Genomic DNA, 24505 nt, shown 5'->3' on the forward strand with positions numbered 1-24505 from the left:
CTTCCATGCAGCCCTGTCAGGGCGGCAGGACATCGACCTGGATCGACGCGTAATAGGCCGCCACATCGGCGATATCCTCGTCCGACAGATCTTTCGCTACAATGTTCATGGATTCGTTCTTGCGGTCGCCCGAGCGATAGGCCTCCAGACTCCTCGTGAGATAGCTTTCGACCTGACCGGCCAGATTGGGCGCTTCCGGGTTCTTCGAGAGACCGTCGAGACCATGGCAGCCCTGACAGGTGGTGAGCTTCTGGCGCCCTGCCCTGGCATCTCCGGCAGAGGCTGGATCGACGGCAAGGCCGCCCAGGAGGAGACCCGCCAGGGCGAGAGCATGGATCGGTTTCATGATTGCTGTTCCGAGGAGAAGCGGGTGCCCCATGTGAGGCGCCCGTCGAGAAGTGCTCAACGTCCTTCGTAGGAGATGCGGTAGACGGCTCCGGCCGTATCGTCCGAGACCAGGAGAGAACCATCGGGCAGCATGGCGACGTCGACCGGCCGCCCGAGATATTCGCCGTTCTCCGTCAGCCACCCTTCCGCAAAGACCTGCGGCTTGTCGGCTGTGCCGTCCGGCTTGATCGGCGTGAACATGATCCGCGCCCCGATCGGCTTGGTGCGGTTCCAGGAGCCGTGCTGGGCCGAGAAGATGCCGCCCTGGTAGGTCTGCGGGAACATCTTGCCCGAATAGAACATCATGCCGAGATCGGCCGCGTGCGGAGCCATCTCGGCCTGCGGGCCGACCACGCCGGCCGGAACCGGATCGTCCTTGTACTCGACCGTCCGGACGGTGCCGCCGCCATAATAGGGGAAGCCGAAGTTCTGTCCCATGTTGGCGATGCGGTTGAGCTCTCCGGGAGGCTGGTCGTCGCCCATGCCGTCGACCTGATTGTCGGTGAACCAGAGAGACTTGTCGGCGGGGTTGAAATCGATGCCGACCGAATTGCGGATCCCCGTCGCGTAGACCTCGCGGTTCTTGCCGTCCTGGTCCATCCGGATGATGCCGCCGATGCCGACCTCCTTATAGAGCCCCATCTTGTCCTTCGGCGGCACGTTGAAGGGCTGGCCGAGCGCGACATAAAGCTTGTTGTCGGGACCGATCCTGCAGACGCGGGCGGTGTGATTGAAGCTTTCCTCCGCCGGCGGGATGAGGTCTCCCTGCTTGGCGACGACGAAAGCCGCCACGTCCGGGCCTTCGTAGAAGAACTCGGCGGCCGGGAACTGCAGCACCCGGTTCTGTTCCACCACGTAGAGAACGCCGTCGCGCGAGAAGCAGACGCCGTTCGGAATCTTGAACGACACCGATGGCGCGAATTGCTTGACCTCGTCGGCCACGCGATCCTTGTCGCGGTCCGTGACCACATAGACATTGCTCTTGCGCGTGCCGACGAAGACCACGCCTGCATTGGGGCCCACGGCCATGTGGCGGGCATCGGGCACGATGGCGTAGAGATCGATCTTGAAGCCGGCAGGGAGCTGGATCTTCTCCAGATTCTTCCGGATGGCGTCGGCGCGGCGACCTTCCTGGGGGATCGGCCGCGGCTCAGCGGTTCCCGTGCTCTGGAACGACGAGAGCTTTTCCAGATTGCCGGTCGGCGTCTGGGTGGCAGGCTGGGCGAAACTCGAGGACGCGAAAGCAACAATCGAAACTGCGGCAAGCAGGACGAACTTCATTGTTTTCTCCCTAAGACTGCCCCCGACGACTTGTTCTGACGAGCGCCGGACTTATGCGATCCGGATCGATTATTGGTTTGCGCAGCATACCTAAGCTTGTCATGGAGAGGTAGATTAAATCGATGCAAAGAAAAGGGGCCGCATGCGGCCCCTGAACATTTCACGCTGCAACAGAAGTCAGCTCAGGTTGACCTTGGCCTGATCGCCGGGTTTGGGCTGCTCGCCGGTGATGGCGGCCTTCGCATAGCCGTAGAGATGCACCAGGGTCGAGGACGGACTGTCCCAATATTCGCCCTTGGCCGGGTGAACGCGGATCAGGGCGATCTGCGGATCGTCCACGCCTTTCGGGAACCAGGCACGCAGGGGCTCCGACCATTTCTTCTCGATCGTCGCCTTGTCGCGCACGATCTCGGCCTTGCCGGTCACCGACACATAGGTCTGGCTGCTCGGATCGGAATAGGCGAGGTTGACCTCGTTGTCGCGGGAGAGTTCCGTCGTCTTGGGCGACTGGATCTGAGTGAAGAACCAGAGGTCGCCATGCTCGTCCGCTTCCTGGTTGTGCATGGGCCGGCTGTGAAGCGTACCGTCCGTATCGACGGTGGTCATCATGGCGATCTTCACGTCCTTGATCAGCTCATAGAGCTTTCCGGCATTCGGATCGTTATGGCCGTGCTGGTGCATCCTCGTCTCCTCGATCTTGCTTGACAGATTCTCGGGAACGATCATCGAAGGCAGAGCCGCGACCGGTCGACCCGGCTCCCGAGGGGTCCGGTGAACAACGGACAAGGTGCAGTTTGGTTCGGGATATTGCCCCCGGGCTGCCGGGAGCGTCTTAACGTACGCGCTCTCGGCCTATACATGAGGAGTAGAAACCTCGGAGCCATTCAGGAGACATCATCGTGGCAATTACCCGTGAGCACGTACTGCAGGCTCTGTCGACCGTTCCGGTCGATGCAGGCGGAACCAACCTCGTCGCGTCGGGCCGCCTGTCCGACGTGGTGGTGGACGATGCGGGCCGGGTCATGTTCTCGATCACCATCGAGCCGTCAGAGGCGGCGGCCATGGAGCAGGTGCGTCAGGCCGCCGTCGCGGCCGTGCAGGGCCTCCCGGCCGTGAAGGGGGTCTTCGCCAGCCTCACTGCCGACAGGCCGGCCGGCTCCGGAGCATCCTCCCCTTCCCCGTCCGCGCCGCAGCATCCGAGGGCCGCGGCCCAACCGAGGAACCAGCGCATTCCGGGCGTGCAGCATGTGATCGCCGTCGCGTCCGGAAAGGGCGGCGTCGGCAAGTCGACCACTGCCGCCAACCTGGCGCTCGGCTTGAAGGCGCTGGGCCTGAAGGTCGGCCTGCTCGATGCGGATATCTATGGCCCCTCCATGCCGAAGCTTCTCGGCATCCACGGCAAGCCGCGCCTGCTCGAGAACCGCATTCTCGAACCCATGCAGGCCTACGGCCTCAAGGTCATGTCCATCGGCTTCCTCGTCGAGGAGGAGGCGGCCATGATCTGGCGCGGGCCGATGGTGATGTCGGCGATCACCCAGATGCTGCGGGAAGTGGCCTGGGGCGATCTCGACGTGCTCGTCGTCGACATGCCGCCCGGCACGGGCGACGCGCAGCTCACCATGGCGCAGGCGACGCCCCTGGCCGGCGCAGTGATCGTCTCCACGCCGCAGGACCTCGCGCTGATCGATGCGCGGCGCGGCGTCTCCATGTTCAAGCGCGTCGAGATCCCGATCCTCGGCATCGTCGAGAACATGGCGACCTTCGTCTGCCCCCATTGCGGCCAGAGCTCCCATATCTTCGGACATGGCGGCGCGCGTGACGAGGCCCAGCGCCTGGGCGTTCCCTTCCTGGGCGAGGTTCCGCTCAACATGACGATCCGCGAGCTGTCGGATGCGGGCCGGCCGGTCGTCGTCGCCGACCCTGATGGGCCGCATGCGAAGATCTACAAGGACATGGCGCAGCAGGTCTGGACGTCGCTTACGGGCGGCGCAGCCGCACGACCCGCGCCGCGCATCGTGATCGAGTGAACGGGTCCGGCATGAGGCCGCCTCCCACTCTCGGTGCTGTGCTTGCGGGAGGCCTTTCGCGGCGCATGGGCGGAGGAGACAAGGTCCTTCGCACCGTCGGCGCGCTCACGCTCCTCCAACACGCCACGCAGCGCCTCGCGCCGCAATGCGACGGCATGATCGTCAACGCGAACGGCGACATCTCCCGCTTCGGGACGTCGCCCCATCCCGTCGTGCCGGATTCGATTGGAGGTCATCTGGGTCCGCTGGCCGGCATCCTGACGGCTCTCGATTGGAGTGCCGCCCATCGGTCCGACATAGAATGGGTCGTCAGCATTCCAGGAGACACGCCGTTCATCCCGCTGGACCTGGTCGGGCGGCTGCATGGCGCGCGTATCGAGTCAGGAGTGCCCCTCGCCTTCGCCTCGTCGGGCACGCAGGTTCATTTCGCCGTCGGCCTCTGGCCCGTTTCCCTGCGGCAGGATCTGCGTCGGGCGCTCCTGGAAAAGGACATCCGCAGCGTCCGAGAATGGGCGGGGCTCCACGGATATGCGCAAGCCTCATGGCCCATCGCGCCGGCCGATCCGTTCTTCAACATCAACACGCCTGACGATCTGGCCGAGGCGGGCCGGCTGGCGCAGCAAGGTGGCGCAGGATGACCGAACTCGATCTATCCGGACTGAAGTGTCCGCTGCCCGTCCTGCGCACGCGAAAAGCCCTGCTCTCCATGGCGCCCGGCGAAAAATTGCACGTCGTCTGCACGGATCCCCTCGCGGGGATCGACGTGCCCAACCTGATCCGGGAAACCGGCGATGTTCTGGAAGAGCAAAAGCAGGAAGCCTCCCGGATCAGCTTCCTGATCCGCAAGGCCGGTCCATCCAAATGAAAAGGCCCGGCATGTGCCGGGCCCGTTCAATCGCTTTTCGATCAAGGATTTTTGCGGAGCGAATCCTTGATGCCGCCGACGGTGTTCTGGATCTTGCCTTCGGCCTTATCCATCTTGCCTTCGGCTTCCATCTTCGAGTCGCCAAGAGCCTTGCCCAGACCTTCCTTGATGCGACCCTTCACGGTCTTCATGCTGCCTTCGGCGCGATCGTTATCCATGGTGCTTCTCCTGAAACTGGACTTCAGTTGAGGCAACGCCGGTCTGAACGGTTGGTTTCAATGAAAGACCGCCTGCGACAATGCTGTTCATGAATGGGTAAAATGACCCACCGTCAATCAAAACCTTGCCTATTATTCGCCCCTATACGAGACACCAATTTATAATTTCGAGTCTATTTCGAACGCACTGCTGTGCAGTCTTCGTGCGAATTCTTCCTTTTGTACGACGAAAGCATCACTCGTTTTCGCATCAGGTCCCCATTCCTTCCCGTCCGGAGTGGGGTGGACAATCAATTTCAGGACACTAATTCGGACCCGTCATTTATATGTTATAAAGTCATACAGGAACTGCCCGTGTCCGCAGCTCAACAACGTCCTCAGCGGCCGCCGCCCAGGACCTCCCGAAACGGGAGCAACCGTACTGTATTGAGGAACTCGGCTCATTCCATGGACCGGGTCGCCCTTCTGGCCCATCAGCTGAGAACGCCACTTTCGGCCATCAATGCCTTGGCTCAAGGCCTGATCCGCCGAGCCGACCGGCTGAGCATCAACGACATCCGGGCAAAAGCCGAGAAGATCTGGCGTGCGAGCCTGCGCCTCGACGAGCTGATCGACACGATCCTGTCCTATACCCGGGCGACCGCCGGCGGGATCGTGCTCAATCCGAGCGAATTCAACCTGGAAGAACTCATCCGCCGAGCGTGCCGCGAACAGGGAGGACAGGAGCCTGAACGCGTGTTCCAGCTCCATGTTCGTGGATTGCCGGAGATCATCATCGGCGACCCGATCCTGTTGGAGCAGGCCCTCGTCATCGTCCTGTCGAACGCCATGAAATATTCCCGGTCCGATCAGCCGATCGATGTCTCGGCCCGCAAGAGGGGCAGCATGATCCGCATCGTTGTCAAGGATCGCGGGATTGGCATCCCGGAGCGGGACCTGCCCTTCATTACGCAGCCCTTCTTCCGTGCTCAGAACGTGAGGAGGCTCCCCGGCACAGGACTCGGCCTGAGCCTCGCCTGGTACATCCTCAAGCTCCATGGCGGAAATCTGGAAATCGAGAGCCACGAAGGGCACGGGACCAAGATCACGATGGTCGTGCCGGAAAAGAATACGACCGGTCTCAGCTATTCCATATGAGCATTGGTCACGGGCGGATGAGAATGCACCGGAAGTCGTTCACGTTCGTGAGGGTCGGTCCGGTCATGACAAGCCTGTCGAGCTGTGCGAAGGCTGTGTAGGCATCGTTCCCGTCCAGGTACGCCGCCAAATCGATTCCCTTCGCGCGGGCGCTCTCGAACAGGGCGCCGTCGAACCAGGCACCCGCATTGTCCTCGGAGCCGTCGATGCCGTCCGTATCGCAGGCGATGGCCGCGATCCTGTTCTCATCCTTCAAGGACAGGGCGAGGGACAGCAGGAACTCGGCGTTGCGTCCCCCTCGCCCCTGCCCGCGCACCGTCACGGTCGTCTCGCCGCCGGACAGCAGGACGCACGGCGCTCTGGCCGGCTCCCCATGCAACAGGACGGAACGCGCGATGCCGGCCATGACGCGCCCGACCTCCCGCGCCTCGCCTTCGAGCGCATCGCCCAGGATGAGCGGCGTCAGTCCCAGCTCACGGGCTCTGGCCGCAGCTGCGTCAAGCGCCATCTTGGGCGTCGCCAGCATATGCACCGCGCCGCCGGCCACAGGTTCGGTGACGGCATTGGACCGGATGGTTCGAAGGACGTGGTCAGGCACGTCGATGCCGTATTTGCGCAGGATTCCGAGAGCCACGTCGGGATCGACACGCTCGGGAATCGTCGGGCCGGAGCCGATGCTGCCGGGATCGTCGCCTGGGACGTCAGAGATCAGATAGGTGACGAGCTGCGCCTTGCCGATGGCCGCCGCAAGCCTGCCGCCCTTGATGGCGGACAGCGACTTTCGCACCAGGTTCATCTCCCCGATGGGCGCACCCGATTTCAACAAGGCCCGATTCAGATCCTGCTTGTCGGCGAGCGTCACTCCTTCGGCCGGCAGCGACAGGAGCGCCGAGGCTCCGCCGGACATGAGACACACGACGAGATCGTCGGGTCCGGCCTCCCGAGCCAGGGCCAGGATGCGCCCGGCGGCCTTCAGCCCGGCCTCGTCGGGGACCGGATGCGCGGCTTCGACTACCTCGATGGTTCGCGTCGGCACCGCGTGCCCGTACCGCGTGACCACGAGTCCCTCACAGGTTCCTCCCACGCGGGTCCAGGCCTCCTCGAAGGCCGCCGCCATGCGGGCCGAGGCCTTTCCGGCCCCGAGGACGATCGTTCGCCCTTTCGGCCGGGGCGGCAGGCGGCCGTCGAACTGGCCGTCCGGGAGCGCCGCCTTCAGGGCGGCATCGAACAGAGCTTTAAGGATTTCGGCATCGTTTGGCATGGCGCCACTTTACGTCAGAAATTCCGCGCGTGAAGCCTGAAGCGGCGGATTGCGCACAAGCAGCCTCCATCCTTGTCAAAGATCTTGGACCTCGCCGCGCGATCATGCTTAAAGACCGGCAATTAGCCGTCTCACGATCTTCTCGCTCTTCCAAGGATGACCATGACGCCCCTCTCACAGATGCCGCTGCAAGCGGCACGCTCCGTTCGCGTGGTGCTGACCGACATTGACGATACCATCACGTCGGAAGGCATGCTGACCGCCTCGGCCTATGGTTCGCTGGAAGAGCTGCATCGCGCAGGCTTCATCGTCATTCCCGTGACGGGCCGGCCGGCGGGATGGTGCGATCACATCGCGCGCATGTGGCCGGTGGACGCGGTGGTGGGAGAAAACGGCGCCTTCTTTTTCCGCTACGACCGCGAGCGCAAAAAGATGCAGCAGCGCTTCTGGGCGAGCCCGGAGGAACTGAAACGCAATCGCGCGAAGCTCGATGCCATCGAGGCAGAGGTGCTCGCAAGCGTCCCCGGTTCGGCTCTCGCCAGCGACCAGGCCTATCGCGTGGCGGATCTCGCCATCGATTTCTGCGAAGACGTTCCGGCCCTTCCGGAATCGGAAGTGGACAGGATCGTGTCCATTTTCGAGCGCGCGGGCGCGCAGGCCAAGGTCAGCTCGATTCACGTGAACGGCTGGTTCGGCGACTACAACAAGCTGAGCATGGCCAAGACCCTTTTGGCCGACGTGTTCGGCATGGATTGGGAAGAGGCCAAGAAGGCCGTGGTCTATGCGGGCGACTCGCCCAACGACGAGCCCATGTTCGCAGCCTTCCCCTTAAGCGTCGGCGTCGCCAATATCGAGGCCTTCGCCCATCGCCTGACCAGCAAACCCGCCTATATCACGAGGGGCCATTCGGGCGACGGCTTCGCCGAGCTCGCACGCCTGCTGCTGGACGCAAGACGCAGGTAAGGAACGGCCCAGATGAAGCTCGTCACCTGGAACATTCAATGGGGCCTGGGCTGTGACGGCAAGGTCGATCTCGCGCGCATCGTCGACGCGGCGCGTTCGTTCTGCGACGCGGACGTGTACTGCTTCCAGGAGATCTCCCACGGCTTCGCCGCGCATGACGGCCATGAGGATCAGCCGGCGCATCTCGCATCGCTCCTGCCCGGCTATGCCGCGATCTTCCGCCCCGCCGTCGAGATGAGGAACGGCGATGGCGGTCCGCAGCTCTTCGGCAACATGATCCTGTCGCGCCTGCCCGTGCAGCAGGTCACGAGCCACATGCTGCCCTGGCCCGCCACCGAGGCGCGCAGCATGCAGCGGCAGGCGCTGGAAGTCGTCGTCGCAGCCGATGCGGGACCGATCCGCGTCACAACCTGCCATCTCGAATATCACTCGCACGAGCATCGCCAGGCGCAAGTCCAGCGCCTGCGGGACTTGTACGAGGATGCCGCGGAGCGGGCCCGGCTTGCGTTTCGCGATGCCTCGGACGGACCTTACCGAACGCTCCCGGCTCCCGTCGGGACCATCATCTGCGGCGACTTCAATATCGAGCCTGACGATCCGCTCCATGCGGAGATGCAGCGGCCCTTCACATCGGATGTTCCGGCTTTCGTGGATGCCTGGACGGCGCGGCACGGGACGAGCCCGCATCCGCCGACCACGGGCGTCGCGGACCATCGGCAATGGCCCCAGGGACCGCATTGCCGCGACTACATCTTCATTTCCGGCGATCTCGCCAATCGGATCGGCGATGTCGCCGTCGACGTGGAAACCACCGCGTCCGACCACCAACCGGTGGCCATCACGCTGGACGCTTAGAAGCATCCGGCAATGTCGCGGGCAATCGCGTCTCAACCGCGCGGGATGCGAACGGCGCAGCGAGTTCGCTCATGACGGCAAGGCGGTTCAAGCTGCCATGCGGTGACGGTCCGCCACAGCCTCGCGGATATGCCGCGCCAGTTCCTGCACGACGTGATTCCCGCCATCGCGCGGCAGGTAGAGATTGACCATGAAAGGCGGCAAGGCCGGCAGGCCCGATTCAGGTCCCAGAACGTCGAAACCGCTCGGCACGGTCGAAGCCATCCAGGCCATCACGGCAATGTCAGCCGCCACCGTCGCCACCTGCGCCGAGGTGTTCGTCACCTCAGAGACCGAACGCCATTCGATACCGGCCTTCTGCAGCGCCTCGCGGATTGGCGCGCGGAAGGCGCAATCCGAGCAGCCGATGGAAACGGGCAGCGGGCGCTGGCGCGCCGCATCGCCGCCGCGAGCGCCGACCCAGACGAGACGGTCCATCACGAGGTTCTGACCGTCGGGATCACAGGCCATTTCGGTGGCGAGAACCACATCGACCTTCCCGCCATAAAGCTTCGAGCGCAGGGACACGCTGGAGCCGCTGTTGAGCGAGATCTGCACGCGGGGATAACGGCGCGCGAAATCCTTCAAGAAGGTCGGCAGATAGGTGGTGATGATGTCGCTCGGAATGCCGAGCCTCACCTCGCCCTCGAATTCAGGCGTCGTCATCTCGGTCCAGATTTCATCGTTGAGGGCCAGCATCCGCTTCGCCCGTCCGAACAGGCGCTCGCCGGCGGTCGTGAGCGTCATGCCGCGCCGGTCCCGGGTGATGAGCTCCTCGCCCAACGTTTCTTCCAGGCGCTTGATCTGCTGGCTCACCGCCGCCTGGGTCAGGTTGAGAACTCCTGTGGCGGCCGTCATGCCGCCGGCATCCACCACCGCTACGAAGGCCCTGAGCAGACTGACATCGAGATTGCGGGCCATGACCGACCTCAATAAATGATCCTTATTCTCAATATAATGAACATTCGTTTCTCTTATGCAAGTAGGAGCCCCATACTCTTTTCATCGAACTTGAGGAGACAGCCATGACAGCCCATGCCACATCCTGCGATTGGACCGCTGAGCAGCCGGCCCCGAAGCCCTCACGGATCAAGAGCCTCTTCGCGGCCCTCATGCACGAGATCGAGGTTCGCCGGGCCCTGCGCCACGTCAGCTCCCTCGACGACGCCATGCTGCACGACATCGGCCTCACGCCCGGCAATATCGAGGATGCCGTCCGGTGCGGCCGGCATTAATCTCCCTGTCTGGGCGCGAATACGGTCACGGCCGCGGGCCGGATCGAGAAATGGGCGGGCGTCTGGGTCACGATCTCGCCATCCGCATTGATGGGCCTCGGCTTGCGCGTGCGGATGTCGAACTCCTTGGCCCGGACGGCCCTCACCTCTTCCCAGGCGCCATGCTGCCCGTGGCGGAACGAGCGCGCCATGAGAGCAAGCTTCCAGGCCCGATCCAGCTCCAGGCTGTAGAGATCGAGATGCTGGTCGTCGATGGCCGCGTCCTTCTCGACCGCATTCCCGCCGCCGTAGAAACGCCCGTTGCCGACCGCGATCTGCAGCGTCTTCACGCGTACGGATTCGCTCTCGCTGATGATCGTGGCCCGAAAGGGCTTGGCCTGCGCCAGCACTTTCAATGCCACGAGCGCATAGCCAAGCCGTCCCCAGCGGCGCTTGATGTCCCGCGTCAGCTTCTGCGCCAGCTCCGCCGACAACCCGAGGCTCGCCACGTTGAAGAAGGGCTCCCCGTTGACGAGCCCGAGATCGATCTTGCGTGTCGCACCATCGGCGATGACAGCGGCGGCGCCGTCGAGGTCGAAGGGAATACCAAGGGTCCGGGCGAGATCGTTGGCCGTGCCCATTGGCAGGATGCCCAAGGGCAGACGGGCCTCGATAACCCCCAAGGCCGCCGCATTGATCGTGCCGTCGCCGCCGCCGACGATGGCGCAATCCACGTCCTTTGCATATCTGACGATCAGGGGGGAGAGATCCTCCCGGCGACCGCACTCCAGATGAACGGGCTCGATGCCATGGTCCTTCAGCCGCTCGATGGCCATGTCGCACTGAACGGCGCCGCTGCGGCTTTTGGTGTTGACGATCATAAGGGCGCGGCGGGACATGGACCATCACATGGATAAGCTTGAGGCGACCTGCAAGGGTCGCCGGCGAAGCGGGGCCGGTGAATAACCCGCCTTCCCGGCTTTCGTTCACATTGCGCACGAAGAAGAGTTGCCATCCTCGATTTTAGGCTCAATAACCCTGCTTCCCAAGGAGGCCCGACGCATGACCCTCACCGTTGCGTTCCAGATGGATCATATCCGAAGCATCAAGATTGCCGGCGATACCGGCTTTGCGCTGATGCTCGAAGCCCAGCGGCGCGGACATCGGGTCCTGCACTATACACCCGACCGCCTGTCCCTGCGCGACGGCACTGTGATCGCTATGGCGGAAACCATCGAAGCGCGCGACGTGGAAGGCGATCATTTCACCCTGGGCGAGCCTGAGCGCGTCGATCTGTCCACCGTCGATGCGGTGCTCATGCGCCAGGATCCGCCCTTCGATCTCGCCTATATCACCGCCACCCATTTCCTCGAGCGCATCCATCCGAAGACGCTCGTGGTCAACGATCCGACCCATGTGCGCAATGCTCCGGAAAAGATCTTCGTCACGCATTTCCCGCACCTGATGCCGCCCACCCTCATCTCCCGCGACAAGCAGGAGATCGAGGAGTTCCGGCGTGAGCACGGCGACGTGGTGATGAAGCCGCTCTATGGCCATGGCGGCGCGAGCGTGTTCAAGGTCGGACGCGAGGATCCGAATTTCGGGTCGCTCTACGACCTGTTCTCCAACCTGTTCCGCGAGCCCTGGGTGATCCAGCGCTTCCTGCCCAAGATCACCGAGGGCGACAAGCGCATCATCCTCATCGACGGCGAGGCGGCGGGCGCGATCAACCGGGTGCCGGCGGCCAACGATATCCGCTCCAACATGGTGCGCGGCGGCGCGGCCAAGCCCACGGACCTGACGCCGCGCGAGCGCGAGATCTGCGAGACCATCGGCCCGGATCTCAAGCGCATGGGCCTCATCCTCGTGGGCATCGACGTGATCGACGGCAACCTCACCGAGATCAACGTGACGGCTCCCACGGGCATCCGCGCCATCAAGCGCCTGGGCGGCCCGGATCTCGCCGTCACGGTATGGGATGTGATCGAGAGCAAGGTGAAGCGCTGACATCCTCCACTGTCATCCCCGCCAAGGCGGCGATCCATAACCGCCGACGGAGCCTTGCTCCATGAGGCCTGCGTTTATGGGTTCCGGGTTCGCCTGCGGCGCCCCGGAATGACAGGAGCGTGTTCTTAAGCCGCCAGTTCCGCAATCACCGCATTGAGCACCGGAAAGCCCTTCGGCGTCACGGCGAGGCGTGAGCCGTCATAGCGGACCAGCCCCTCCTCTTCGAGGATCCGCAGGCCGCGCTGATTGAGCGTCTTGCCGGTGAATGCCTCGAAGCGCCGTGAATCGACGCCTTCCTTCAACCGAAGGCCCATGAGCAGGAACTCGTCGCCCTCGGCCTCGGAGGTCAGGACCTCCTCGTCGATGACCCCATGGCCTTCGCGCTCCACCCGCTCCAGCCAGGTCTCCGGATGCTTCTCCGTGGCGGTCGCGAGCCGCGCATTTCCGGTGACGAGGCGTCCATGGGCGCCGGGACCGATGCCCGCATATTCGCCATAGCGCCAATAGAGCAGGTTGTGGCGGGATTCCGCTCCGGGCCGGGCGTGGTTCGAGATCTCGTAGGCCGGGAGCCCGTGTTTCTCGCACACGTCCTGCGTGATGTCGTAGAGCGCGCGGCCGGTCTCCTCGTCGGGCACCGTGATCTTCCCCGCATCGTAGAGACGCTGATACCAAGTGCCCGGCTCGATGGTGAGCTGGTAGAGCGACAGGTGCTCGACCGCATGGGAGATCGCCTGCTCCAGCTCCGCGCCCCATGCTTGGGGTGTCTGACCGGGCCGCGCATAGATAAGGTCGAAGGAATAACGCTCGAAGATGGAGGCGGCGATCTTCACCGCCCCCAGGGCCTCGTCGACCGAATGCATGCGCCCCAGGCGCTTCAAGTCCGGATCGTTGAGCGCCTGGACGCCGAGCGAGACCCGGTTGATGCCCGCATGCCGGTAGCCACGAAAGCGCTCGGCCTCGACGCTGGTGGGATTGGCCTCCAGCGTCACCTCGGCCCTGGGATCGACGGCCCAGGCCCCGCCGATGGCATCGAGGATCGCACCCACGGTTTCCGGCTTCATCAGGGATGGCGTCCCGCCGCCGAAGAAGATGCTCGTGACCGTCCGTCCCGGAATGCGTGCCGCCGTATGGGCGATCTCCCGCCGGAAGGCCGCCAGAAACCGCTCCTGATCCACCGGCTGATGGCGGACATGGCTGTTGAAGTCGCAATAGGGGCACTTGGAGGCACAGAAGGGCCAGTGGACATAAACGCCAAAGCCCACATCGCGCGTCGGATGATCGATCATAGGGCGTATATGGCAGGTCGGAGGGCGAACGTCACGGGTGCCGGTGTCGCGCAGGACAAGCCTTCGGTGTCGTTCCCGGCCGAAGCGGAGCGAACGGGAAGGGAATCCACTTACACGCTCAGCGCCAGGGGATCCCCTTCCCTCGCCTGCGGCTCGCCGGGGATGACAACGCGCGGACCACTGCAAAGGATTTCCGGACCTCTTCACTCACAAGGTTGTTCTCCTCTACAGACCCTTCCGTTCTGGTCTCCGACGCTGCGGGGCCCTATGATCGGCAGGCAAAGAGTCAGGAACCCACCATGCGGCATTGGCGCGGCCCGTTCGACCGGCAGGGCTATCACCACGGCAATCTGAAGGAAGCGCTCATCGAGGCGGCGCAGCGCTTCATTGCCGAGCGGGGGATCGGTGGGTTCACGCTCGCCGATGCGGCCAAGCTGGTCGGCGTCACGCCGGCGGCGCTCTACCGTCATTTTCGCGGCCGGGACGCCCTTGTGGCCGAGGTCGCCTTCCGCGGCTACGACGAATTGGCGAAGCGGTTGGGCCGAGCCCTGCAGAGCGAGGGCACGGCGCTGGAGCGCTTCACCCGGATGGGCGAGGCCTATCTCGCCTTCGCCGAGCAGGAGCCGGGCTTCTACACGGCGATGTTCTCGGCCAAGCCCACCGACGGGGAGGCTTCCTGCGGCCCCTTCTGGGCCAAGAGCATCCAGAGCGGCGGCAAGCCCGTCGGGAACGCTTTCGATTTCCTGGTCGAAGCCCTGTCTCAGACGTTCCCCGAAGGCTTCCAGAGCGTCGACGTCCGCTTCATCGCCATCGAGGTCTGGGCGCTGTCCCATGGCATCGCCACGCTCGATGCCGCCGGCCAGCTGCCCAAGGGCCCCGGCCTGCCGGACAAGTACGAGTTGCTCCGGGCCGGTGTACTGGCCCTGGTTCATGGCGCCCTGAAGGAGCGCTCGGACACCTCGTCGAAATAATCGAAGAAACCTCTCTTGAAAGCGCCGAAATCGATCCGCATGTTAATGTTGTTAGCATTAACATAGGGACCTCCAATGTCTGACTCTGCCTCCGCCGCCTGGAACGCGGGCCCGCATACGGGCCCCTGGAACAACGGCGCTCAACACCGCCGCTGCGGGCGCAGGCCCGGTCGCGGCCTGGAGATCGCCGGCATCATTCTGGGCTTCATCTTTGTCTGGCCGCTCGCGCTGGCCTATCTGGTATGGAAAATGTGTGGATATCCGAAATACGATGAGGCCAAGGCCTTCGTCCGCGACACCCTTGGCCGAGCGCGGGACGACTTCTTCGCCTCGCGCGGCCCTGCCGGGTTCGGTGGTTTCGCCAGCACGGGCAATGCGGCCTTCGACGAATACCGTCGCAGCGAGCTGGAGCGCCTCGAAGCGGAGCGTCGCAAGCTCGACGAGGAGGCCCGCGACTTCCGCAACTTCGTCGAGGAGCTGAAGCGGGCCAAGGACCGCGAGGAGTTCGACGCCTACATGGCCAAGCGCCGCGGCAACGGCACGACAAACGTCTGATCGGCCTGACAAAATTACTGGAGCGCCCCCCGGGGGGCGCTCCATTCCGTATCTGGCGGATCTGTCCTGACCGCTCAGATCACGAAGAAGTCGCCCGCCCCTACGGCTTTCTTGGGCAGCTTGGCGATGGCGATCTGCGCCTTGGCGCCCGTTCCGTCCGGGTCGTAGTAAAGAACGCCCTTGCCCTTATCCCAGATGATCCGGTCGTCACCATCGTGAGCCTTGGAGCCGGAATAGAAGGCCTTGGATGCCATCTTCTTGGGTGCCGCCATCGTACCGGCCTTGCCGAGGCCTTTGAACACCGCGTCGTCGAGCCAGATATCGTCGTCCTTGGCGCGGAAATCCGTGATGGTATCGACGTTCGTCTTCTTGTTCGGTGCCGTGTTGAACACGAACACGTCCTTTCCGGCCCCGCCCGTCAGGGTGTCCTTGCCGGCGCCACCGGCGAGGGTGTCGTTGCCGCCCATGCCGCTGAAGATGTCGATATCGGCACCGCCCACGAGATAATGGGCGAAGTCATTCCCCGTCACGTTCTCACGGGCGACATCGCCGACCTGCACCGTCAGGGTCTGGGTGTGAGAGAACCCGGTGCTCCCAACCACCTTCACGGTGACCGTGTGGCTCGTGGCCTGCTCATAGTCGAGCTTGAGGCCGTCACGGACCTTGAGCTGCGCCCCTTCGAGCACAAAACGGCCACCCGCGTCGTCGATCAGTTGGTATTGGACGGAGCCAGTCTGTTGTTGGGTCACATTGGCGAGGGAGAGTTCGCCAATGAACGTGCCTGTAGCGGCTGCCTCGGCGATGGGGCCGCCGCCGAGAGCCAGCTGCGGCGGCGCGATACCGGCGAAATGGCCTTGGTAGATGGTGTCCTGACTAGTGCCCGACACAACGGCCCAGGTCACAACCCAGGTTCCGTCGCTAAGAGCTGTCACGGTAGGATGGACGGTAGCGGAATTAATCTCCGCTGTATTCACCTGCTCAGCAGGCCCTACAGCAACCCCGGAAGCGTAGTATACTTGGGCCCAAACCGTGCTGAAGGTCGCTTCATATGTTGTTGACCATACAGTGACCCACCCTCCCCCTGGCAGCGCGGCCACTGAAGAACCGGTGACCTCATAGTCATTATGAGATAGATCGCCGGTGATTTTGATTTCCTGCCCAATTCGACTAAGCGCCATGGTCTCACCCTTCGAAAGGTAGATTTATGGTAACGTTATTTAAAAACGTTACCGTGAGCGCTAGCAGAATTTTCCGCCTGGGTCGAGCGTCAGGTTTTCCAAGCGAGCAGTTGTCGTGATGGCAAATCTCAGGTCCTCCTGAGACACCCGGCCGCCAGCTTCAGGAACGCCCGCGCCCGGTGGGAGAGGCCTTCCGGCTCGGGCTTCGACCAGTCGATGCCGTGCTTCTCCTCCGACGAGATTTCCCCGAAAGTCTCGGAGAAACCATCCGGCTGGAACATGGGGTCGTAGCCGAAGCCTTTGTCGCCGCGCGGGGGCCACACGACTTGGCCGAACACCCGCCCCTCGAACAGCTCCTCGTGCCCGTCGGGCCAGGCGATGACGAGGGCGGAGACGAAATGGGCCCTGCGATCCGTCGCCTCTCGCTTCGAAAGCTCGCGCTCCACCCGCTCCATGGCGGCATGAAAATCTCTCTTCGGCCCGGCCCAATCGGCCGTGAACAGGCCAGGAGCCCCGTCCAAGGCATGCACGCACAGGCCGGAATCATCCGAAAATGCCGGCAAGCCTGTGGCCTTGGCCGCCGCATGGGCTTTGATGGCGGCATTTTCGGCGAACATGTGCCCCGTCTCGTCTGGAACGGGCAATCCGAGTTCGCCCGCCGAGACGGCCTCGATGCCGAACGGCGCGAGCAATTCCTGCATCTCGCGCAGCTTGCCGGCGTTGTGGGTGGCGATGACGACCTTGCCGGTGAGGGGGCGGTGGGTGCTCATGCGATGGCCTTCTTCTGCAGGTCCACGAGTTGTGCCACGCCCGCCTTGGCAAGCCGCAAGAGGCCCAGGAACTCCTCCTCGGTGAAGGGCTTGCCCTCGGCCGTGCCCTGCACTTCGACGATCCCGCCCGAGCCCGTGATGACGAAATTGGCGTCGGTCTCGGCGGCGGAATCCTCCGCATAGTCGAGATCGAGAACCGGCTGCCCCTTGTAGATGCCGCACGAAATGGCCGCCACGGGCTCGCGCAGGGGGTTGATCGAGATGATCGAACGGTTCTGCATCCAGGTGAAGCATTCGTGCAGCGCCACCCAGGCGCCGGTGATGGAGGCGGTGCGGGTGCCGCCATCGGCCTGGATCACGTCGCAATCGACGACGATCTGCTTTTCACCGATGGCCGGCAGGTTGACGACGGCGCGAAGCGAACGGCCGATGAGGCGCTGGATTTCCTGGGTACGGCCAGACGGCTTGCCGGAATTGACCTCGCGGCGGGTGCGCTCGTGGGTGGCCCGGGGCAGCATGGAATATTCCGCCGTGACCCAGCCGCGTCCGGTGCCGCGCAGCCACGGCGGGCCCTTTTCCTCAAGGGATGCGGTGCAGATCACCTTCGTGTTGCCGAAGGACACGAGACAGGAGCCTTCCGCATAACGCGCGACGCCACGCTCCAGGGTGACGGGGCGCAGTTCGTCGGGGGCGCGGTTGGACGGACGCATGGCGGTTTCTCCTGAAAGATCTTGCGATTCCCGCCTGTTTGAGGCCGCGAGAACGATTAGGCAAGCGCAAGGCTTGCCTACGAGGCCTCCGATCCGCACATAATATCGACTTGCAGGGTGGAATTGTGGGAGCGTAGAACCCTTCGGATGCATCCAACCGGTCCTTTTTCCCATCTGTCGGAAACCCGCGCCATCGCGGAGCTTAACGACCGTTCCCGTGAGATCTTCCGCCAGATCGTCGAGAGCTATCTCATGACCGGCGAGCCCGTGGGCTCGCGCCATCTCTCGCGCATCCTGCCGATGACGCTTTCACCGGCCTCGATCCGCAACGTGATGGCGGACCTGGAGGCCGCGGGCCTGATCTTCGCGCCCCATACCAGCGCGGGCCGTCTGCCGACCGAAACAGGTCTGCGTTTCTTCGTCGATGCCATGATGGAGATCGGCGACGTCACATCCGAGGAGCGCTCGCGCATCGAGGCGCAGATGCGGGCGGCCGCCTCGGGCCATACCTTGGAAACGGCCCTTGCCGAGGCCTCGGCCCTGCTGTCGGGGGTCTCGCGCGGCGCCGGCGTCGTCGTGACCTCGAAGTCCAATGCCCGCCTGAGGCACATCGAATTCGTGCGGCTCGACCCCACCCGCGCCCTGGTCGTGCTCGTCTCCGAGGACGGCTCGGTGGAGAACCGCCTCCTCGATTTGCCTGCGGGCCTGCCGGCCGGCGCCCTGGTGGAGGCGGGCAATTTTCTCAATGCCCGCATCCAGGGCAAGACGCTCGGCGACATCAAGCGCGAGATCCAGACCCGCCGCGAAGACATGGAGCGCGAGCTCGACGTCCTCACCGCCCGGCTCGTCGAAGCGGGACTTGCCACCACCGTGGGCCCGGCGGATTCCCGCCAGCTCATCGTGCGCGGCCAAGCCAACCTCCTCGACGACCTGAAGGCCGCGGAGGACCTGGAACGGATCCGCCTGCTCTTCTCCGACCTGGAAACCCAGACCGACGTGATCGACCTCCTGAGCCGCGCCGAGGGCGGCGAAGGCGTGCGCATCTTCATCGGCTCGGAGAATAAGCTCTTTTCGCTCTCCGGCTCCTCGATGATCGCCGCCCCCTTTCGTGACGGCAGCCAGAAGATCGTCGGAGTTCTCGGCGTCATCGGCCCGACGCGCCTCAACTATGCGCGCATCGTCCCGATGGTGGATTACACCGCCAAGGTGATCACGCGCATTCTGGAGCGGGGACGGTAAGACTCCCGCCCGTTCGGCGGCGCCGACATATCGTGGTGCCACAAGGGAACCATCCTGGCCCGAAGCGTTAAACCTCCTGTCCGCGAACGCGGCCTATGTTCCCATCGATGGAGGAGGTTTCCTTGAAGACAGCAGCGATCATCGCCGGCGCCGGTCTCATGATGCTCGGCACCCTTGCCCAGGCCCAGACCAGCGGCACTCCCGGCTCTCCGTTCCCGAACGCCGCCCCGCACGAAGTGCAGATGATCAACGGCGTGCCCTGCCGCACCATTCTCGACCGCGAGAGCAACACGCGCATCCCGGTTCAGTGCGCCAGCTCGGCCGGCATGATCGGCATGGACCCGACGACGACCGGAAGCGTCCTGATGGCTCCCGCCGGCCGGGCCCCTGTGTCCGGCACGCCAGCCTCCGCCTTCCCCACGGCAGCCCCTCATGAAATCCGCGTCATCAACGGCATTCCCTGCCGCACCGTCCTGGTCCAGGGCACCGATCAGCGCGTTCCCGTCGAGTGTGCCGCACGGTAACCGCTACGCTTTGTCCGGCAGGCGCGGACATCCTGTTCTGCGCCTGCCTCGACCTCGATGAAAACCGCTCGCATGAGCGCCTGAATCGCGCCCTTGGACCTGACAACGCGTCCTAACATGGGCAGCGGAGCTTCGATGGCCGCGCCGATCCGAGCGGGAGCTCCACGAGCGGGCACCTGCATTTTGGCGGATGGAAGCGATCATCGTCACGAAGTGGCGGATTTTCCCAACGGGCACGAGCTTCCCGCCCGCACCGGCCTGGATATCTGGCCTCCCTTGGCTTTGGGGGCCACCCCTGCTATTGCGACCTGAACATTCTTATATTTGCAGAATTATGACCGCTCGCACCTTCGACAACATCCGCAACTTCTCCATCGTGGCCCATATCGACCACGGCAAGTCGACGCTCGCCGACCGCCTGATCCAGACCACGGGAGCGCTGACGGCCCGTGAGATGACGGAACAGGTGCTCGATAACATGGATATCGAGCGCGAGCGCGGCATCACCATCAAGGCACAGACTGTCCGCCTGGAATACAAGGCTCAGGACGGCAAGACCTATATCTTGAACCTCATGGACACCCCTGGCCACGTGGACTTCGCCTACGAGGTCTCCCGGTCGCTCGCCGCCTGCGAGGGCTCGCTGCTGGTGGTGGACGCCTCCCAGGGCGTGGAGGCGCAGACGCTCGCCAACGTCTATCAGGCCATCGACGCCAATCACGAGATCGTGCCCGTCCTCAACAAGATCGACCTGCCCGCCGCGGATCCGGACCGGATCAAGGAGCAGATCGAGGAGGTGATCGGCATCGACGCCTCGGACGCGGTGCCGATCTCGGCCAAGACCGGCATCAACATCGAAGGCGTGCTGGAAGCCATCGTCCAGAAGCTGCCGCCGCCGAAGGGCGACCCGGACGCGCCGCTCAAGGCCCTCCTGGTCGATTCCTGGTACGATGCCTATCTCGGCGTGGTCGTGCTCGTGCGCATCGTCGACGGCACCATGAAGAAGGGCCAGACCATCAAGATGATGGGCACGGGCGCATCCTATGGGCTCGACCGCGTCGGCGTGTTCAACCCGAAGATGACCGAGCTGGCGCAGCTCGGCCCCGGCGAGGTCGGTTTCTTCACCGCGTCGATCAAGGAAGTCGCCGATACCCGCGTCGGCGACACCATCACCGACGAGCGCAAGCCGACGGCGGAAGCGCTTCCGGGCTTCAAGCCCGTGCAGCCTGTGGTGTTCTGCGGTCTCTTCCCGGTCGATGCCGCGGACTTCGAGAACCTGCGCGCCGCCATGGGCAAGCTTCGCCTCAACGACGCGAGCTTTTCCTACGAGATGGAGACCTCGGCAGCGCTGGGCTTCGGCTTCCGCTGCGGCTTCCTCGGCCTTCTGCATCTCGAGATCATCCAGGAGCGCCTGGAGCGCGAGTTCAACCTCGACCTCATCTCCACGGCACCCTCCGTGGTCTATCACCTGCGCATGCGCGACGGCTCGACCAAGGAACTGCACAACCCGGCCGACATGCCGGACGTCATGCAGATCGAAGCCATCGACGAGCCGTGGATCCGTGCCACGATCCTGACGCCCGACGACTACCTCGGCGCCGTGCTCAAGCTCTGCCAGGATCGCCGCGGCGTGCAGATCGACCTCAACTATGTCGGCAAGCGCGCCATGGTGGTCTACGACCTGCCGCTCAACGAAGTGGTGTTCGACTTCTACGACCGCCTGAAATCGGTCTCGAAGGGCTATGCCTCCTTCGACTATCACATCTCCGATTACCGCGAGGGCGACCTCGTGAAGATGTCGGTGCTGGTCAACGGCGAGCCGGTGGACGCGCTCTCCATGCTCGTACACCGCACCCGCGCCGAAGGCCGCGGCCGCGCCATGTGCGAGAAGCTGAAGGAGCTGATCCCGCCGCACATGTTCCAGATCCCTGTGCAGGCGGCCATCGGCGGCAAGATCATCGCCCGCGAGACCATCCGCGCTCTGCGCAAGGACGTGACCGCCAAGTGCTACGGCGGCGACGCCTCCCGTAAGCGCAAGCTCCTCGACAAGCAGAAGGAAGGCAAGAAGCGGATGCGCCAGTATGGCAAGGTCGACATCCCGCAGGAAGCCTTCATCGCCGCGCTGAAGATGGATAACTGATCTCCGGTTTCAATCGACGCGAGACACCTTGCAAAGCGCGCCGGCCATCACCGGCGCGTTTTTTCGTTCGAGCAGCTCACGGGCGCGGGCGGGAACCGGCCCCACATCCCAGAGTTCAACACAGGCACGGGGCCTCGGCCTGACGAATGGTCGTATGCTGAAGGAACGGGGTCTTCGGACGCCGGGCTTCGGCTCGTCCGTTCCGACCGAACCTTTCGCAAACCGCACATCCGAGCCACAGGATCTCACTTTTCAGGAGAACCCATGCCTTCGTCCCTGCGGGCCACGCTGCCGACGCTTTTCGCCCTTCTTCTCGGCTACGCTCTCATGCAGATCGGCAATACCCTGCAGGGCACGCTGCTCAGCGTGCGCGGGAGCATCGCGCAGTTCACGCCGACGGAGATCGGCGCCGTGGGCTCCGCCTTCTGGGGCGGGATAGTGGTGGGCTCTCTCTACGCGGGGCGCGTGATCCAGCAGGTGGGCCATACGCGGACCTTTGCCGCGCTTGCGGCCATCGCCGCCTCGACCGCCCTGCTGCATCTGCTCGTGATCAATCCGCCGGTCTGGATTGCCGCACGCGCGGTGACCGGCTTCTGCTTCGCGGGATTGTTCATCGTCGTCGAGAGCTGGCTCAACGCCGCGGCCGACGCGCAGACGCGCGGGCAGGTTCTGAGCGTTTACGGAATGACGGGTCTGATCGCCGGGATTGGAGGGCAGATGCTTCTGCCCGCAGGCGATCCTTACGGCTATCGGCTGTTCTGCTTCGTCGCCATTCTGATCTCGCTCGCCCTCGTGCCTACGGCCCTGTCGCGGGCGACCGCGCCCGCCCACGCCGTCAGCGACACGAAGATCAATCTGAGGCAGCTCTACAGGCAATCGCCCTTCGGCGTGGTGGCAGCGGTTCTCTGCGGCATCACCACGAGTTCGTTCTTCGCGCTCGGCCCGATCTGGGCTCAGGAGCGCGGCCTGGATACGGTGGAGATCGCCATCTTCATGGCCTGCGGCACGCTGGGCGGCTTTGCCACCACCTATCCTCTTGGTTGGCTGTCGGACCGCATGGACCGGCGGCACGTCATCATTGGTGCCTCGGGCATGGCGGCGGCAATCCTTCTCGCGCTCATCCACTTCGTGCCGCCGACGGTCTCGGTGTGGCTGCTCTTCCTCTATGTCGCCATCTTCGGCGGCAGCGTGATCCCCACCTACAGTATCGTCACGGCGCATGTGAACGACATGGTGAAATCCGGCGAGTTCGTGGCTGCCGCCGGCGGTCTCCTGATCCTGCAAGGTATCGGCGCAGCCATCGGCCCGGTGATCTCGGGCATGGCCATGACGGAGTTCGGACGGCTCGGCCTTCTCTATGTCGTCATCACAGCCCAGGCTCTCATGGCGATCTGGGGCGCCTATCGCAGCTTGCAGCGCGCCTCGCTCCCAACGGAGGAAAAGGAAAGCTTCGTGCCGGAGCCCACCGTTCCGGTTGGAACGCAGCTGGAGGCGCCGTAGGCGCCCCGGCCGATGGCGGGTTTACTTACACGAGGAGCGACTGACCGCCATCGATCCACACCGGCGTGCCGGTGATGTGACGTGCACGATCGGAAGCGAGGAAGAGCACGAGTTCGGCAACCTCCTCGCTCGTGCCGGGCTCCTTGCCGGTCAGCGGGATCGAACCGGCCGGGTACTCGGCTGGAACCTCGGCCTCCTGCGTATGCCGCTTGTCGGTGTTGTCGGAAATCTCGGTGTCGATCTTGCCGGGACAGACCACATTCACGCGGATCTTGTGCTTGGCGAGCTCGACCGCCAGCATCTGCGTCATCGCGACCTGGGCCGCCTTCGTGGCGGAATAAGCGGTCGCGCCGGCGCTCGTGAAGGTGCGGGATCCATTGATGGAAGCCGTGACGACAATCGAGCCTCCGGCCTTCTTCAGATGCGGTACGGCATAATGGAGCGTGAGATAGGTGCCGCGCAGATTCGTGTTGATCGTGCGGTCCCATTCCTGAGGCTGAAGCTCGTCGATGGGAGCCCAGACGCCGTTGATGCCCGCGTTGGCAAAAACGATGTCGAGCCGGCCGTAGGCCTGCACCAGATCGGCCACCGCCTTGCGCATCTGGCCTTCATCAGCGACGTCGGCCACCAGCGCCATGGCCGTGCCGCCTGCCCGCTCGATCTCCTCTGCGACCTCTCGGATTTCATCGTCAGTGTGGCTCAGCACACCGACCATGGCGCCCTCACGCGCGAACCGCAGGGCTGTCGCCTTCCCGATGCCCGAACCTGCCCCCGTGATGAGCGCGACCTTGCCTTGGAGCTCCATGGTGCTGCCTTTCCTTCGGATGGGATTGTCCTGTCCCTGAACCGGAGGAAGAGCGGCTTGTTCCCATTGCTCTACGCCAAGCCCACGCGTCGCCCGGAAGCATCGGTGACCGGCTCGCCGTCTTCCTTGACGAACTCGCCCTGCTGCGGCGGCAGGATGTCGATCACACGCTCCGACGGGCGACAGAGCCTGACCCCGAGGGGCGTAACCACGATGGGCCGGTTGATCAGGATCGGATGCGCCATCATTGCATCGAGGAGTTGATCGTCGCTCAAGGAGGGGTCGTCGAGCCCAAGCTCCGCATAGGGAGTCCCCTTCTCGCGGATCACGTCGCGAACGCTCATCCCCATGCGTGCGATCAGCTGGCGCAAGAGCAGGCGCGTCGGTGGCGTCTTCAGATATTCGATGATGTGCGGCTCGATCCCGGCATTGCGGATCAGACCCAAGGTGTTGCGGGACGTCCCGCATTGCGGGTTGTGGTAGATGATCACGTCCATGACCGATCCTTGCAATTGCGTGAAACCATTCGTCGTTATGCCATCATAGGTCAAGGACGGCGAACAACCGGCACCG

The 24505-nt window shown here is 64.0% G+C and carries 27 protein-coding genes; 14 read left to right on the forward strand and 13 right to left on the reverse strand.

The window, feature by feature from the left end:
* Window positions 1-16: 16 nt before the first annotated feature.
* The 3 genes from DDF70_RS15610 to DDF70_RS15620 form a co-directional block, all read right to left on the reverse strand.
* Entirely contained in the window at window positions 17-346 is a 330-nt protein-coding gene (locus DDF70_RS15610) for a c-type cytochrome (RefSeq protein ID WP_245435506.1), read from the reverse strand.
* A gap of 56 nt (window positions 347-402) precedes the next feature.
* A complete protein-coding gene (locus tag DDF70_RS15615; protein WP_114945788.1) occupies window positions 403-1668 on the reverse strand; it encodes a PQQ-dependent sugar dehydrogenase in 1266 nt (421 codons plus the stop codon).
* Window positions 1669-1845: 177 nt separating this feature from the next.
* Window positions 1846-2349, reverse strand: a complete 504-nt coding sequence (locus DDF70_RS15620; protein ID WP_009763670.1) for a pyridoxamine 5'-phosphate oxidase family protein — start codon at window positions 2347-2349, stop codon at window positions 1846-1848.
* Between the two features lie 218 nt (window positions 2350-2567).
* Here DDF70_RS15620 and DDF70_RS15625 point away from each other — a divergent pair, with 218 nt between their 5' ends.
* From DDF70_RS15625 to DDF70_RS15635, 3 genes are read left to right on the forward strand one after another with little or no spacing between them, the layout of a single operon-like run.
* Window positions 2568-3695: an Mrp/NBP35 family ATP-binding protein gene (locus tag DDF70_RS15625; protein ID WP_114945789.1), complete on the forward strand. Its 1128-nt coding sequence runs from the start codon at window positions 2568-2570 to the stop codon at window positions 3693-3695.
* Between the two features lie 11 nt (window positions 3696-3706).
* Window positions 3707-4333 (forward strand): molybdenum cofactor guanylyltransferase MobA, encoded by a 627-nt coding sequence (gene mobA / locus DDF70_RS15630; protein ID WP_114945790.1) that lies wholly within the window; start codon window positions 3707-3709, stop codon window positions 4331-4333.
* Entirely contained in the window at window positions 4330-4560 is a 231-nt protein-coding gene (locus DDF70_RS15635) for a sulfurtransferase TusA family protein (RefSeq protein ID WP_114945791.1), read from the forward strand. The genes mobA and DDF70_RS15635 overlap by 4 nt, the downstream gene beginning before the upstream one ends.
* A 41-nt stretch (window positions 4561-4601) precedes the next feature.
* Here the strand turns inward: DDF70_RS15635 and DDF70_RS15640 are convergent, their stop codons facing one another.
* Window positions 4602-4778, reverse strand: a complete 177-nt coding sequence (locus tag DDF70_RS15640; protein WP_114945792.1) for a CsbD family protein — start codon at window positions 4776-4778, stop codon at window positions 4602-4604.
* Window positions 4779-5225: 447 nt separating this feature from the next.
* On the opposite strand from DDF70_RS15640, the gene DDF70_RS15645 reads away from it, so the two are divergent.
* Window positions 5226-5915 (forward strand): sensor histidine kinase, encoded by a 690-nt coding sequence (locus DDF70_RS15645; RefSeq protein WP_114945793.1) that lies wholly within the window; start codon window positions 5226-5228, stop codon window positions 5913-5915.
* 7 nt (window positions 5916-5922) lie between these two features.
* Here DDF70_RS15645 and DDF70_RS15650 read toward each other — a convergent pair whose 3' ends face one another.
* Entirely contained in the window at window positions 5923-7176 is a 1254-nt protein-coding gene (locus tag DDF70_RS15650) for a glycerate kinase type-2 family protein (RefSeq protein ID WP_114945794.1), read from the reverse strand.
* A 162-nt stretch (window positions 7177-7338) separates the two neighbouring features.
* On the opposite strand from DDF70_RS15650, the gene DDF70_RS15655 reads away from it, so the two are divergent.
* Together DDF70_RS15655 and DDF70_RS15660 are read left to right on the forward strand one after the other, a co-directional pair.
* Window positions 7339-8139, forward strand: coding sequence for an HAD-IIB family hydrolase (locus DDF70_RS15655; protein WP_114945795.1), 801 nt, complete (start codon window positions 7339-7341; stop codon window positions 8137-8139).
* A 12-nt stretch (window positions 8140-8151) separates the two neighbouring features.
* Window positions 8152-8994, forward strand: a complete 843-nt coding sequence (locus DDF70_RS15660) for an endonuclease/exonuclease/phosphatase family protein (protein ID WP_114945796.1) — start codon at window positions 8152-8154, stop codon at window positions 8992-8994.
* 87 nt (window positions 8995-9081) lie between these two features.
* Here DDF70_RS15660 and DDF70_RS15665 read toward each other — a convergent pair whose 3' ends face one another.
* Window positions 9082-9954, reverse strand: coding sequence for a LysR family transcriptional regulator (locus tag DDF70_RS15665; RefSeq protein WP_114945797.1), 873 nt, complete (start codon window positions 9952-9954; stop codon window positions 9082-9084).
* Between the two features lie 104 nt (window positions 9955-10058).
* On the opposite strand from DDF70_RS15665, the gene DDF70_RS15670 reads away from it, so the two are divergent.
* Window positions 10059-10268: a DUF1127 domain-containing protein gene (locus DDF70_RS15670; protein ID WP_114945798.1), complete on the forward strand. Its 210-nt coding sequence runs from the start codon at window positions 10059-10061 to the stop codon at window positions 10266-10268.
* On the opposite strand, the gene DDF70_RS15675 is transcribed toward DDF70_RS15670, so the two are convergent.
* On the reverse strand, window positions 10265-11146 hold the full coding sequence (locus tag DDF70_RS15675) for a lipid kinase (protein WP_114945799.1): 882 nt from the start codon (window positions 11144-11146) through the stop codon (window positions 10265-10267). The two genes, DDF70_RS15670 and DDF70_RS15675, sit on opposite strands and share 4 nt — an antisense overlap.
* A 163-nt stretch (window positions 11147-11309) precedes the next feature.
* Here DDF70_RS15675 and gshB point away from each other — a divergent pair, with 163 nt between their 5' ends.
* The gene (gshB, locus tag DDF70_RS15680) at window positions 11310-12254 is read left to right on the forward strand and encodes a glutathione synthase (protein WP_114945800.1); all 945 of its coding nucleotides are present in this window, start codon (window positions 11310-11312) and stop codon (window positions 12252-12254) included.
* A gap of 125 nt (window positions 12255-12379) precedes the next feature.
* Here gshB and hemW read toward each other — a convergent pair whose 3' ends face one another.
* Window positions 12380-13540 (reverse strand): radical SAM family heme chaperone HemW, encoded by a 1161-nt coding sequence (gene hemW, locus DDF70_RS15685; RefSeq protein ID WP_114945801.1) that lies wholly within the window; start codon window positions 13538-13540, stop codon window positions 12380-12382.
* A 299-nt stretch (window positions 13541-13839) separates the two neighbouring features.
* On the opposite strand from hemW, the gene DDF70_RS15690 reads away from it, so the two are divergent.
* Both DDF70_RS15690 and DDF70_RS15695 read left to right on the forward strand, forming a co-directional pair.
* Complete coding sequence (locus DDF70_RS15690) at window positions 13840-14511, forward strand: TetR/AcrR family transcriptional regulator (RefSeq protein ID WP_114945802.1); 672 nt, start codon at window positions 13840-13842, stop codon at window positions 14509-14511.
* A gap of 75 nt (window positions 14512-14586) precedes the next feature.
* Window positions 14587-15066: a DUF2852 domain-containing protein gene (locus DDF70_RS15695; RefSeq protein ID WP_114945803.1), complete on the forward strand. Its 480-nt coding sequence runs from the start codon at window positions 14587-14589 to the stop codon at window positions 15064-15066.
* A gap of 74 nt (window positions 15067-15140) precedes the next feature.
* Here the strand turns inward: DDF70_RS15695 and DDF70_RS38760 are convergent, their stop codons facing one another.
* The 3 genes from DDF70_RS38760 to rph form a co-directional block, all read right to left on the reverse strand.
* Entirely contained in the window at window positions 15141-15968 is an 828-nt protein-coding gene (locus DDF70_RS38760; protein ID WP_162820426.1) for a M10 family metallopeptidase C-terminal domain-containing protein, read from the reverse strand.
* Window positions 15969-16372: 404 nt separating this feature from the next.
* Entirely contained in the window at window positions 16373-17014 is a 642-nt protein-coding gene (gene rdgB / locus DDF70_RS15710) for an RdgB/HAM1 family non-canonical purine NTP pyrophosphatase (protein ID WP_114945806.1), read from the reverse strand.
* Window positions 17011-17724 carry a ribonuclease PH gene (gene rph / locus DDF70_RS15715; RefSeq protein ID WP_114945807.1) on the reverse strand — a complete coding sequence of 238 codons (714 nt, stop codon included), beginning with the start codon at window positions 17722-17724 and terminating at the stop codon, window positions 17011-17013. The genes rdgB and rph overlap by 4 nt, the downstream gene beginning before the upstream one ends.
* Window positions 17725-17871: 147 nt before the next feature.
* On the opposite strand from rph, the gene hrcA reads away from it, so the two are divergent.
* The 4 genes from hrcA (at window position 17872) to DDF70_RS15735 (ending at window position 23127) form a co-directional block, all read left to right on the forward strand.
* A complete protein-coding gene (hrcA, locus tag DDF70_RS15720) occupies window positions 17872-18963 on the forward strand; it encodes a heat-inducible transcriptional repressor HrcA (RefSeq protein WP_114945808.1) in 1092 nt (363 codons plus the stop codon).
* Between the two features lie 122 nt (window positions 18964-19085).
* On the forward strand, window positions 19086-19487 hold the full coding sequence (locus tag DDF70_RS15725; protein WP_114945842.1) for a hypothetical protein: 402 nt from the start codon (window positions 19086-19088) through the stop codon (window positions 19485-19487).
* 334 nt (window positions 19488-19821) lie between these two features.
* Window positions 19822-21627, forward strand: a complete 1806-nt coding sequence (gene lepA / locus DDF70_RS15730; RefSeq protein WP_114945809.1) for a translation elongation factor 4 — start codon at window positions 19822-19824, stop codon at window positions 21625-21627.
* Window positions 21628-21891: 264 nt separating this feature from the next.
* Window positions 21892-23127 (forward strand): MFS transporter, encoded by a 1236-nt coding sequence (locus DDF70_RS15735; RefSeq protein ID WP_114945810.1) that lies wholly within the window; start codon window positions 21892-21894, stop codon window positions 23125-23127.
* Window positions 23128-23152: 25 nt separating this feature from the next.
* Here DDF70_RS15735 and DDF70_RS15740 read toward each other — a convergent pair whose 3' ends face one another.
* Entirely contained in the window at window positions 23153-23932 is a 780-nt protein-coding gene (locus tag DDF70_RS15740) for an SDR family oxidoreductase (RefSeq protein ID WP_114945811.1), read from the reverse strand.
* Between the two features lie 71 nt (window positions 23933-24003).
* Entirely contained in the window at window positions 24004-24429 is a 426-nt protein-coding gene (arsC, locus tag DDF70_RS15745) for an arsenate reductase (glutaredoxin) (RefSeq protein ID WP_114945812.1), read from the reverse strand.
* Between the last annotated feature and the right edge of the window lie 76 nt (window positions 24430-24505).

Source organism: Microvirga calopogonii (assembly GCF_003347665.1).
GTDB classification, from domain to species: domain Bacteria; phylum Pseudomonadota; class Alphaproteobacteria; order Rhizobiales; family Beijerinckiaceae; genus Microvirga; species Microvirga calopogonii.